A 12,250-nucleotide genomic window follows, 5' to 3' on the forward strand; every position below is an offset into this window, starting at 1 on the left:
GTGTTCGGGGCTTTTTCGTTGAAATGAAATTTGCTGCTTATAAAGCTTTTACTCGCTACCACAAGATTGGCGAATAATGAAATTTGCTGCTTATAAAGCTTTTACTCGCTACCACAAGATTGGCGAATAATGACATCCGCGGGCATCAAATAATCCTGAACATCTTCATTGTTGATTGCTTTTAACAGGGTATTCACCAGTAACTCGCCAGCCAGTTTAGTATTTTGCTGAACGGTAGTAAGCGATGGAGTGGTGTAGGCAGACACAGCAATATTGTCGTAGCCAACTACTGCAACGTCATCAGGAACATTCACGTTGGCTTGTCTTAGCGCTCTTAATACGCCCATGGCGATAAGATCCGATGCGCAAACAAATGCATTGGGTAACTCACCGCTTTCAAGTAATGACTTTACGGCTTGAGAGCCTGCATCCTCAGTGGATATAGCGTCTCTTTGCACGCTTGTGCTACTCAGTCCGTGCTTTTTGAGGGCGTCAAAATAGCCGTTAAATCGCGCTTTAAATTCAGGCGCGTGCTCACCATTATCGCCGATAAAAGCAAATGAACGTTTACCTAACTTTATAAGGTGTTCAGTTATGCTTTGCCCGCCTTGGTAATTATCGCAACCAATACTAATCCCTGGGTGTGCTTCATCGGGCGCTCCCCAACGGACAAAGTGAGTGCCTTGTGATTCTAATTGAGCAACTTTGTTTTGATAATCAGTGTAGTCGCCATATCCCAGCAAAATAATGCCATCCGCCTTATTCGAATCCTCATATTCGGCGTGCCAATCGTCATCTAAGTTTTGGAACGAGACAAGTAAATCGTAATTGGCATGCGCGCAGGCCCGTGTGATGCTGCCTAGCATCGCTAAAAAAAACGGATTGATCATCGAATCATCGGACGTGGGATCTTCAAATAAGAGTAGGGCAATCGTGCTGCTCTTTTGTTTTCTCAAATTACTCGCGTTCTTGTCCACTTTGTAATTGAGTTCCCGGGCAATGCGCTGAACGCGATCGCGAGTTTCTTGGTTTACCAGCGGGCTATTATTTAATGCTCGCGATACGGTTGACTGCGAAACCCCTGCCAAATGGGCAATATCAAAAGAGGTTGCTTTTTCTTTCATAAACACCATTTTTTGCTGCTACGACAATGTTGTCGCAGATTTAGGTTACCACATTTTTCGAATAAGGCGTGTTTTTTGCGTCACAGACGCACAATTGCAACGCAAAGTTAATAAACCCTGAGTCTTTATCTATATCTTTGTTTATTTGGTTTAAAGATAAAACCAGTGGTTGACAGTTGGATCGTTCTTAATTCAACCACTTGTCAGGCTTCTTTAAAGAAAACATGGTTGAAGTAATTGTGAGAGTGTTATACTCGCAAAGATTTTGAAATATTACGTGCATAAGGGGAACAAGCGAATGGCCGAGACTGAAAACCGTCCGACCAATTTTATCCGTCAGATCATAGATAAAGACCTGGCTAGTGGCTTACACAATGCTATAAAAACTCGGTTTCCGCCCGAGCCAAATGGCTTTCTTCATATAGGCCATGCTAAGTCGATTTGCTTGAATTTTGGTATTGCACAAGACTATACAGGCACGTGCAACCTGCGCTTTGACGACACTAACCCTGCAAAAGAAGACATCACATTCGTCAATTCCATAAAAGAAGACGTTCAGTGGCTTGGCTTTACCTGGGATGGCGAAGCGCGCTATTCATCAAATTATTTTGACCAGCTGCACGCATATGCCGTTGAGCTTATAGAAAAAGGTTTGGCTTACGTAGATTTTTCAGCGCAAGACGTGATGCGCGAAATGCGCGGTACGCTTAAAGAGCCTGGTCAGAACAGCCCTTATCGCGATACAGACGTTGAAACGAACCTTCGTGAGTTTGCTAAAATGACGGCAGGGGAATATAAAGAAGGTGAGTGCAGTCTGCGTGCAAAGATAGACATGTCATCGCCGTTTATGTGCATGCGTGACCCGGTTATTTATCGCGTTAAACACGCTCACCATCACCAAACTGGTGATAAATGGTGCGTGTACCCGATGTATGACTTTACCCACTGTATTTCAGATGCCATTGAAGGCATTACGCATTCGTTGTGTACGCTAGAGTTCCAAGATAACCGCCGTCTCTATGACTGGGTTATTGAGAATATTAGTATTGACTGCACGCCGCGTCAGTATGAGTTTTCACGACTAAACCTTGAGTATACGGTTTTAAGTAAACGCCGCTTAATTCAGTTAGTAGAAGAGAATCATGTGAACGGTTGGGATGACCCGCGTATGCCAACCATTGCAGGTTTGCGCCGCCGTGGCTATACACCTGGCTCTATCGTTGAGTTTTGTAAGCGGATTGGTGTAACTAAAATGGATAACATGGTTGAAATGTCCATGTTAGAAGCCTGTATTCGCGACGACTTAAACACTAATGCTCCTCGTGCCATGGCCGTTCTAGACCCCATCAAGTTGGTTATCGAAAACTATGAGGAAGGCAAGACGGAAACACTGGTTGCGCCTAATCATCCAAATGATGAGAGTATGGGTACGCGTAACATTGGATTTAGCCGCGAAGTATACATCGAAGCGGAAGATTTTCGCGAGTCAGCGAATAAGAAATTCAAACGCTTAGTGCTGGACAAAGAAGTACGCCTTCGTAACGCATATGTAGTCAAAGCTAATCGAGTTGAAAAGGATGAAGCGGGTAACGTAACAACCGTTTACTGCACATACGACCCTGAGACGTTAGGTAAGGACCCAGCTGACGGACGCAAAGTGAAAGGCGTTATTCACTGGGTGGATGCGGCAACCGCGCAGGCGGCTGAGTTTAGGCTTTATGACCGCTTGTTTAACGTACCTAACCCTGCTGCGGAAGAAAACTTTACTGACGCGATTAACCCAGAATCCCTTGAACTTAAACAAGGTTGGGTTGAAGCTGGCTTAGCGAATAATGTTCCAGAAGTAGGTGCGTGGCAATTTGAGCGCACAGGTTATTTCTGCGTTGACAACGACAGTACTGAGGATAAACCTGTTTTTAACCGTACTGTTGGCCTTAGAGACACTTGGGCAAAAATAGGCGAGTAGAGCCGGCGAGTAGGTCAGGCGTGTAAGATTACGCATACGTTAAAAAAACCGCTTAAGTGCAAGCTTAAGCGGTTTTTTATTTGGCGAAAAACTAATTTCTGTTTTGGTTAAGTGAACAGTGTTTACTCAATCGCTTACCATCATATCTAGATAGAAAAGCCAACAGCCTTCTCACAGTTCAACGTATTTCGTGCTGCTAAACTACCTTGAAGATAATCCATTTCGCTGTTTACTTTGGCTGGCAATCAAGGGACTGACCGTTTACCTTTTTGCTTTCATCACCCATTAGGTATAAGTACATAGGCATGATATCCGCTGGCGTTTTGAGTGTTTCAGGGTTTTCTGCTGGAAAAGCCTGCGCGCGCATATGAGTACGAGTACCACCTGGGTTAATACAATTAAAGCGCAGCGATTTGTTTTGATATTCATCTGCTAGGGTTTGCATGACGCCTTCTGTTGCAAATTTTGATACGGCGTAGGTGCCCCAAAACGCGCGGCCTTTTCTGCCTACGCTGGATGTTGTGAAAATCACTGAAGCATTATCGGCTTTCTCTAACGCAGGTATAAGCGCCTGTGTCATATATACCATACCATTAAGGTTTATCTGCATGACGTCTTGCCATTCCTGTGCATCAATGTCTTTAAACGCACTTAAATGACCTAAAATCCCAGCATTGTGAAGTACACCGTCTAGTCGGCCAAACTGGTCAATGATAGTTTGTGTCATTTGCTGGTAATGCGAGGGTGTTGCACCTTTTATATCAAGTGGAACAATGGCAGGCTCTTGTCCGCCTGCAGCGACAATTTCATCGTACACAGCTTCAAGCTTAGACACGGTGCGGCCCAATAATATACAAATTGCGCCGTGAGCAGCATAAGTTTTAGCTGCTTGTGCGCCTATTCCATCGCCAGCGCCTGTAATTAGAATAACTTTGTCCCGTAATAAATCAGCCGGTGCGTTATAGTCGTTCATTGTAATCCTTGAAAAGGTTAATTTTATCGCGGTGATAAGGGTGGATGTACCCATCTCAAAAATAGGAGAGAGATCATACCCAGCCTGACTCACAAGTAAATCAATGAATGAAAATTTCTTCAAACGTAAAAAAAGTTAACAAAAGTAGTTAACAAAACTTTGCAAAGTTGCAACAAAGTCAATAAGATTGAGGTAGATACAACTGGTCTAACATGTTTAAAACCATTAATTACACCTGTAAAGAAAACGCACAGCAGGCTACTTTTAAAAGAATTAGGTTTTAAACACAGAATAACAACAATGCTTGTAGGGAGTAGAGATGAGAAAACTCGTATTAAGTTCCAGTGTGGCCCTTGCGCTGGGTCTAGCAGGCTGTGGTGGCTCCGATGAAACCCTTTCCGACATTCAGGCCGAAACAGAAGTTCAAACCCCATTTTCACGAATTGTTTTTGACCCAGCAGCAGGGAACCTAAATATTCCTAACGACCTGCTTATGCTTCCGGGCGATGACGGTTTCTTCGATTACACACTAAACATTCCGGTGGCTGACCCTACCGATTTTGCAGACCCGCAAAACGCACTTAACGTTTTAGACGGTTGGTCTACGCAACATCCATTCGTTATTAACGTGGAAACACCGCCTGGTACCTCGCTTGATGAAAGTACACTAGCAGCTGGCGTATTGTTGTTTGAAGCTACTCTTGGTCTTGACCAAAGCGATCCAGACTGTGCTCAGGTTACTACGCCATCAGCGGGTTGTAAGCTTGGTGACCAGCTTACCTTTGGTGTTGATTATGTGCTTAGTCTAGCGGACAGCAACACTATTACATTTGTTCCATTAAAGCCGCTCAAATCTGCACAAGGGTACATGCTTGTCATGACCACTGATTTGAAAGATTCCTCTGGCAAGTCTGTGCAAGGTTCAACAACCTGGGACTCTGTTAGACAAGACATTAACTCCAACCCTTTATCAAGCGATGCACAGCTTCAATTGCAGGGCCTAGTAAATTCATTAGTTAATCCGGTACTTGGCGCAGGTTATGACCGTGAAGACATTACTTACGTATCTGCCTTCACAACGCAGTCAATAGCTAACTCACTTGATACGATTAAAAAGGTGATGATTAGTCGATTTGCACAACTTGCTGCCGGTGGTGACCCATCTGCACCAACAGCACTACCAGCGATTACGGTTAGCGACGCTTCTGCAGCGCCAAATGCGATGGAAGCTCTCGGATTGGTTAACGAGACGGTTGTTGCAGGCGCGGTTGAATTGGGCAAGCAAGGCTTACCTGATAATATTCAAGCTGCTATTGACGCTACTGACTTTAGCCTGTTAGAGACATGTGCAGGTCTTGCCGGCACGGCTTCTGGTCAACTTGCGTCACAGTGGGGTGCACTAAATGAATTTGCAGTTGGCGTATCTACAGGTATTTTAGCGCAAGCGGGCCCTTTTTGTGCTGCGCAGCGTTATGAAGGTAACATCGCACTGCCTTATTTCTTAGGTGTACCAAGTGCTGAAAACCCATTAGCACCGGTAAATGAATTTTGGAAAGCAGCGTGCGATAGCGGCATAGTACTAGCTGGCGCACCGCAGGAACTTCTTGCAAATGCTGAGCCTGGCCCAAATGCAGCTATGTGTTCTTCGCTAGGACTTGCTGACGTTCGAATTAATGGCGAAATGCTTGATAACGCAAGAAACATTACTAAATTTAATCCGTATCCACAGCCGACCGGTGGAAACATGGGTACAGAAACGCTAGACGTTCAGGTAACGATCCCTGATCCGGCAATTGCAGGTGCATTAGGCTTCCCGATTAGTATGCCTGAAGCAGGTTGGCCTGTGGTTATTTTAGCTCACGGCATTACTAGTCAGAAAGAAGACATGCTTGCGATTACGGGCACACTGTCTTTGGCCGGTATAGCGTCTGTGGCAATCGACCAGCCATTACACGGTAGTCGTGGTTTTGATCTTGATGGCGACGGTAATGACGACCTAAATGCAACCACGGTAAGTGCTACTCACTATATGAACCTAGCGAGTCTGCCTACTGCACGCGATAACTTACGTCAAAGCGTGTCGGATTTACTTGGACTGCGCTTAGGTCTAAACGCCGTTGTAGATACCACTGCTGCACAGAACGTAAAGTTTGATATGTCTCGTGTTTCTATTATGGGTGTATCACTTGGTGCGATTACCGGCGGCAACTTCGCGGCAGTTGCTAACACGTCGATGGGTGGTGACTTAGCGGCACTTGACGGTATGTTTGCTGTGAGACAAGCTTCTCTTGAATCTCCGGGAGGCGGCGTGGCGCAATTCTTACTTGAATCTGCTGCTTTTGGCCCACTAATTAAAGGCTTATTGTTGTCCCAGGCATCTGAGGACTTTGTAGCACTGCTTAATCAGCTGTATGAAACAACTGACGTAAGTGAAGAGCAGCTTCGCGCAGCTGTTGCAATATTCGAAGATAACTTGACGCCAGAACAAGCGGCGGCTGTAAATGCGGTGTTTGCCGAGTTTGCTTTTGCTGCACAAACAGTTATGGATGCAGGTGACCCAACAAACTATGCACAGACGTTGGGTAGCACTACGCCAGTTCACATGATGACGGTAGTGGGTGACGGTAGCGCAGAGAACTTACCTGACCAGGTGATCCCAGTTTCAACCGCACTCCCGCTTTCGGGTCAACTTCCACTTGCTTCTACCATTGGTTTAGAACAAGTGACAACCACTCAAGGTCCGGGTACAGACCCAATCAGCGGTTTGGTACTGTTCAACAGCGGCGCACATGCATCTAGCTTAAGCCCAACAGCAAGCGCGGCAGTTACCACCGAGATGCAAAAAGAAGTGGCAGGCTATATTGCTTCTGATGCATTAGCGCTTCCAATTTCGGATGAGAGCGTTATAGCAAACTAAGAAGGTATTAGTTCTGTAAAATACAATGTAACAATTGCTTACATTTAATGTTGAAAAAGCCGGCTTTTGAAGCCGGCTTTTTTTTATAAAAATTATAATGTTGTTTGAATGTTTCATGTTGTTAATGTAGTGTGAAATTCAGGTCAGATCAGTATGATTCTTGATACTCGCTTCTCAGCATAGAAAGGTTATATATGCTCAAGAGAGAAAGGCCTTTTCATTTATTACAGGGATTCAATGCGATGATAAAAAAAAATACGTTAGCTACTAAACGAACGCTTATTGCGCTTTCTTTAGCGACGCTATTGGCGGCGTGTGGAGACAACGACAACGATTTCTCAAACGTAGAGCAACCAGCACCAACTCCGCCAACTACTCCAGACCCTACACCAGCACCAATACCAGCATTTTCGCCTGACGGTTCACTCTCAGCCGATATTACATGGACAACTTACGGAGTACCGCATGTTAGAGCGGATAATTTAGAGAGTATGGCGTACGGCGTTGGTTATGCTTTTGCTCGAGATAATCTTTGTGTATTGGCAGATCAAATACTGAAATACAACTCAGAACGGGCTAAGTATTATGGACCGGATCTAAACCCCGGTAGCGGTGACTCCGAGCACCTTATTAATGACTTCGGTTTTTTGACACTGGGCATACGAGAGCTGGCCGAAGAGAATTTGCCGAGACTTTCAGCGAACTCACGCGCTATGTTTCAGGGGTATACCGCGGGCTATAACCGTTATTTAAACGAAACACCAATTGAAGACCAAGACCAAAGTTGTGCCGGGCAGCCATGGGTAACTGAAATAGATAGTGTTGATCTTTTAACCTATTCATTGGGTGTGGCGCTTCTTCCAGGGGCGGCTAATTTCCTTGGGCCAATGTTTATTGCTGCACCTGAGGGGGAAAGTTACTTGCCTACACCTGCAGCATCAACAAGCGAGATCGCTGCTTCTGTTAATATTGCGCCAACGGTCGCTTTACCTGAAAGAAATCCCCAGGAAATGGGGTCAAATGGATGGGGGCTAGGCAGTGACAAGACAACCAACGGAAAAGGTATGGTTCTTGGAAACCCACATTTTCCCCATACCGGTAACCTTCGTTTCTGGAATTTTCATGCTCAAGTACCGGGTCATTTAAATGTTACAGGTGGCTCGTTAATGGGATTGCCAGGTGCAGTTAATATTGGGTTTAATGAGAACGTTGCATGGACACATACATTCTCTACAGCCGAGCATTTTGTGGTTTATCAACTCACTCTCGATGAAAACGATGAATCTGGTCTTACCCATGTTGTTGACGGTAATAGACGAACTATTTACGAAAAACCACTGCAAATAGATGTTGCTGTAGGTGGTGGGCAGACAATTAAGCTTAATAAAACGGCTTACTACACCAACTACGGTCCTATGATAGAGGTGCCGGGTAATTTTGATTGGACAGGGAACAACGCGTTTGCAATAAAAGATGCCAACTTACCTAATTTCGATATCGTTGATCATTGGCTTGCCATGAACATGGCAACATCAATGGATGAATTTAAGCAAGCGTTTAAAGATTATGATGGCGTTATTTTTAATAACACTATGGCGGCTTCTGCTGACGGTCAGGTTTTTTATATTGATGACTCAACCGTTCCAAATTTAACTGAAACAGCGATAGAGCAGCTCACAACAAATCCGTTGCTTATTCAAACTAAAGCGGCTGCAGGCTTCACGGTTTTACCTGGAAATATTTCTCAGTTTGATTTCGAAGGGCCCGTGCCTTATGAAGAAGCGCCAAAATACGAAGGTACTGACTCGGTACAAAACTCTAATGATAGCTATTGGCTAACTAATCTCGATTCGCCTATTGTAGTCAGTAACCCGCTTTTCGGTAACGTGAACAACCAACAATCACTGCGTTCGCGCATGGGTCAACAGTTTATTGAAAATGAAGCTGGCAGTGACGGTACTTTCACGCCGGAGGAAGTAGAAGGTTTGCTGCTTAATAACAGAAGCTATTTAGCAGAAAATATTTTGCCTTCGTTACTGTCGATATGTGCAGAACAAGGTGATACACCAGTCGATGTAGACGGTACCAGTGTGGATGTGTCACAAGCTTGCGCTGCACTTGAAGACTGGGATGGCACAATGAACCTGGCAAGCACAGGGGCACATGTATTCAGAGAGTTTGCTTTTCAATTTAATCAAGCGCCACAGTGGGAAACACCTTTCTCCCTCGATGCGCCTGTCAGCACGCCATCTGGCTTGGTTAAAAACGAAGTTACTCTTCAACATTTAGCAAGAGCAACTCAGGTTATCGAGCAAGCAGGTGTTGCTTTTGATGCTCCTTTAGGCGAGGTACAGTTTGTTGAACGCAGCCTACCAAACGGTGCACCATCAGGTATTAAGTTGCCATGGGCGGGCGCGCACAACATTGAGGGCGGCTTTAATGTGTTTGACGTCATTCGAAATAGAAACGGAACACTCCTTCCACGCCATACTTATGACCCGGTTAATAGCACTACCATCATGAGTGCTGAAGCAGAGGGTTACCACATAAATTATGGCACGAGTTGGGCTATGGTTATTAACTTTACGGACAATGGACCAAAAGGGCGCGGTATATTGACCTACTCACAATCACGTAAGTATGGCAGCGAGCATTTCTTGGACCAAACCGAGCTTTATTCTGAGCAGCCAACACTGAGAGACATCTTTTTCACGGAAGAAGAAATTGAAGCCAATAAGATTGAGCAGCTTACCCTATCGTCAGACTAGCGTGAGACTGGTATTATAGCGTAATGAAAACAGCGACTTTGCCGTTAATCGGTGAAGTCGCTATTTACGTAAATGTTGTGACGTAATGTTACCCGCTTATCTTACTAGGAGTAGAGTTTGGAGTTTTTGTACGAGTACGGTTTGTTTGTTGCCAAAGCAGCGACACTGGTCATTGCTTTTGTTGTAGTGGTATCAACCATTGTTGGCGTTGCAAGTAAGCAAAAACAAGGAAAAGGGCAGCTTGAAATCGTGTCTATTTCAGAGCAATTAAAAGACATCACTAACTACGCAAAGCAGGTGTTGTTAGATAAAAATGCACTGAAAAAGTTGGCGAAAGAACAGAAAAAAGAAGCTAAAGCAAAAAGTAAAGAAAAGGGCGACGATACCCCAAAGTCTCGACTATATGTGATTGACTTTAAAGGCTCTATGGATGCAAACGAGGTTGAACACTTACGGGAAGAAATTACGGCTATTTTATGCGTAGCTAATAAAGACGATGAAGTACTGGTTCGTCTAGAGAGCGGTGGTGGTGTTGTGCACGGATACGGCCTAGCGGCGTCACAACTCCAAAGAATTAAAGAAAAAGGGATAAAGCTGACAATAGCTGTAGATAAAGTGGCCGCTAGTGGTGGTTATATGATGGCGTGCGTAGCTGACAACCTTCTTGCCTCTCAATTTGCGTATATCGGAAGTATTGGCGTATTGGCTCAACTTCCAAATTTTAATAAGTTATTAAAGAAAAACGATATCGAGTTTGAACAGCACACTGCGGGCGAATTTAAGCGCACGCTAACGGTTTTTGGCGAAAACAACGATGAAGGCCGCGCAAAGTTCAAAGAGGAAATTGAAGAAATCCATGTGCTCTTCAAAGATTTTGTGCAAAGCCAGCGCCCAGATATGAACATCGACAAGGTGGCAACCGGTGAATACTGGCCAGGTATCAAGGCTAAAGCGCTTGGCTTAGTTGACGACATTACTACATCCGATGATTACATCCTTTCTCACTATCCTGCGCGAGAAATCTTTAGCGTTAAATATTCAGTGAAAAAGAACGTTGCAGAAAAACTTGGTATGTCGGCAGCAAATGTTGTTGAGCGTGTTTTTATGAAATCTATGAATAAAGCCCGTCACTGGTTTTAATGTTAAGCACACGTCTGCGACTGAAAAAACGGAATCTCGCCTTTTTTAGTCAGGCAGGCGTGGGTTAAGTTTTTCAACTTACAAAAAAGATAATAAGAAGAATATGGCACGGCATACGAAAACCGATATATTGGATGCGGCTGAATATTTGTTTTCTCAAAGCGGGTTTACACAAACCTCGATGCGAGAAATTACCGCCAGAGCTGAAGTGAACCTTGCATCCGTCAATTACCACTTTGGCAGCAAGAAAAACCTTATTCAAGCGGTTTTTAAGCGCTATTTCGACCAGCTTATGCCGGAAGTGAAATCCTGTTTAGCGTCGCTACCGCACATAGAGGGCGTGAAAGGCGTGGAGCAGCTACTTTATTCACTTATCCCACCGATGATAAACCTTAATACGCTATCTACTCAGGGCACAGCCACCTTTGTTAAGTTATTAGGGCGAGGGTATAACGAAACTCAGGGCCACTTGCGAAAGTTTTTAATGAATGATTATGGTGATTGTATTCGTGCGCTCGTTGACGCTATAAGGCGTTGCCTTCCGGAATTACCGGAGGAGGAGCTATTCTGGCGATTACATTTTGCAATGGGAAGTTTTGTGTTTTCTATGGCGTCGAGCCAAGCTTTAACAGAGATTGCAGAATCAGATTTTCATAAGCACGTTGATATTGAAGAAGTGATTCAGCACCTTGTTCCATTTGTGGCACAAGGGCTAGCTGGCAAGTAATACCACTCCGCTTAGACAATCAAACACTTGGGTATCAGCTGCTACTATTGTTTTACGGGTGGTTACCGATTAGGTGTTTTACGTAATGAGAAGCTGGCCATGCAACTACGCATTACGTAAATCCCTTTTGTTTGGAATTGCTTTTTATTTGTTAACCTAGCGAGGAAGGGTGGCGCCAGGTGCTTCTGCATTAAGTTTTTCTGCCCAAAAGTCTTTCACAGAAAATCCTGATTTCGTGGGGCTTGTGGCTTTTTTCTTCGCTGTGGTAGTCGCGGTAGTTGTATTTTTCTTCTTTGAAGTTTTCTCAGCAGAATTCCCGTGCTGTGATTCCAATGACGCTATCATCTCTTGAAGTTGTGCGAGTCGTACGTTCTTACCACCGTCTACGCTGTACCATCCACTTTTACTTTCGATATTAGGGCTTTTACCGTTAGCCTTCTTATAAGCGTCAGTGAAAGCTGCTAACACTGCATCTTTGTGTAAGTTTGTCATGCTTTTTTGCTCTTTAATTTGTTAACATAGTGAACGATTCAAAACCTATAAAAGCGCTGTCTTAAACTAGTATTGATGTAACGCTTCACGACAAATTACCCAAGCCGACAAGGTGAACATCTGCAAATTTATAAACTACTTGT

The 12,250-nt window shown here is 44.4% G+C and carries 8 protein-coding genes; 5 read left to right on the forward strand and 3 right to left on the reverse strand.

What is annotated here, in order from left to right:
- Positions 1-101 precede the first annotated feature (101 nt).
- Positions 102-1,124 (reverse strand): LacI family DNA-binding transcriptional regulator, encoded by a 1,023-nt coding sequence (locus C6Y39_RS10880; protein ID WP_105931260.1) that lies wholly within the window; start codon positions 1,122-1,124, stop codon positions 102-104.
- A 298-nt stretch (positions 1,125-1,422) separates the two neighbouring features.
- Here C6Y39_RS10880 and glnS point away from each other — a divergent pair, with 298 nt between their 5' ends.
- Positions 1,423-3,090 (forward strand): glutamine--tRNA ligase, encoded by a 1,668-nt coding sequence (gene glnS, locus C6Y39_RS10885; RefSeq protein WP_105931261.1) that lies wholly within the window; start codon positions 1,423-1,425, stop codon positions 3,088-3,090.
- A 229-nt stretch (positions 3,091-3,319) separates the two neighbouring features.
- On the opposite strand, the gene C6Y39_RS10890 is transcribed toward glnS, so the two are convergent.
- Positions 3,320-4,063, reverse strand: a complete 744-nt coding sequence (locus C6Y39_RS10890) for a YciK family oxidoreductase (RefSeq protein WP_105931262.1) — start codon at positions 4,061-4,063, stop codon at positions 3,320-3,322.
- 319 nt (positions 4,064-4,382) lie between these two features.
- Here C6Y39_RS10890 and C6Y39_RS10895 point away from each other — a divergent pair, with 319 nt between their 5' ends.
- The 4 genes from C6Y39_RS10895 (at position 4,383) to C6Y39_RS10910 (ending at position 11,615) form a co-directional block, all read left to right on the forward strand.
- Positions 4,383-6,980, forward strand: coding sequence for a VolA/Pla-1 family phospholipase (locus C6Y39_RS10895; protein ID WP_105931263.1), 2,598 nt, complete (start codon positions 4,383-4,385; stop codon positions 6,978-6,980).
- 242 nt (positions 6,981-7,222) lie between these two features.
- A complete protein-coding gene (locus tag C6Y39_RS10900) occupies positions 7,223-9,748 on the forward strand; it encodes an acylase (RefSeq protein ID WP_105931264.1) in 2,526 nt (841 codons plus the stop codon).
- Between the two features lie 117 nt (positions 9,749-9,865).
- Positions 9,866-10,888 (forward strand): protease SohB, encoded by a 1,023-nt coding sequence (gene sohB / locus C6Y39_RS10905; protein ID WP_105931265.1) that lies wholly within the window; start codon positions 9,866-9,868, stop codon positions 10,886-10,888.
- Between the two features lie 103 nt (positions 10,889-10,991).
- Complete coding sequence (locus tag C6Y39_RS10910) at positions 10,992-11,615, forward strand: TetR/AcrR family transcriptional regulator (RefSeq protein WP_105931266.1); 624 nt, start codon at positions 10,992-10,994, stop codon at positions 11,613-11,615.
- Positions 11,616-11,771: 156 nt separating this feature from the next.
- Here the strand turns inward: C6Y39_RS10910 and C6Y39_RS10915 are convergent, their stop codons facing one another.
- Positions 11,772-12,107, reverse strand: coding sequence for a hypothetical protein (locus C6Y39_RS10915; RefSeq protein WP_105931267.1), 336 nt, complete (start codon positions 12,105-12,107; stop codon positions 11,772-11,774).
- Between the last annotated feature and the right edge of the window lie 143 nt (positions 12,108-12,250).

Origin of the sequence: Alteromonas gracilis (assembly GCF_002993325.1) — a bacterium.
Classification (GTDB): Bacteria; Pseudomonadota; Gammaproteobacteria; order Enterobacterales; family Alteromonadaceae; genus Alteromonas; species Alteromonas gracilis.

Excerpts from the sequence above, each read along its gene's own strand:
- C6Y39_RS10880 (WP_105931260.1), bottom strand. The coding sequence starts at position 1,124 with ATGAAAGAAAAAGCAACCTCTTTTGATATTGCCCATTTGGCAGGGGTT.
- glnS (WP_105931261.1), top strand. The coding sequence starts at position 1,423 with ATGGCCGAGACTGAAAACCGTCCGACCAATTTTATCCGTCAGATCATA.
- C6Y39_RS10890 (WP_105931262.1), bottom strand. The coding sequence starts at position 4,063 with ATGAACGACTATAACGCACCGGCTGATTTATTACGGGACAAAGTTATT.
- C6Y39_RS10895 (WP_105931263.1), top strand. The coding sequence starts at position 4,383 with ATGAGAAAACTCGTATTAAGTTCCAGTGTGGCCCTTGCGCTGGGTCTA.
- C6Y39_RS10900 (WP_105931264.1), top strand. The coding sequence starts at position 7,223 with ATGATAAAAAAAAATACGTTAGCTACTAAACGAACGCTTATTGCGCTT.
- C6Y39_RS10910 (WP_105931266.1), top strand. The coding sequence starts at position 10,992 with ATGGCACGGCATACGAAAACCGATATATTGGATGCGGCTGAATATTTG.
- C6Y39_RS10915 (WP_105931267.1), bottom strand. The coding sequence starts at position 12,107 with ATGACAAACTTACACAAAGATGCAGTGTTAGCAGCTTTCACTGACGCT.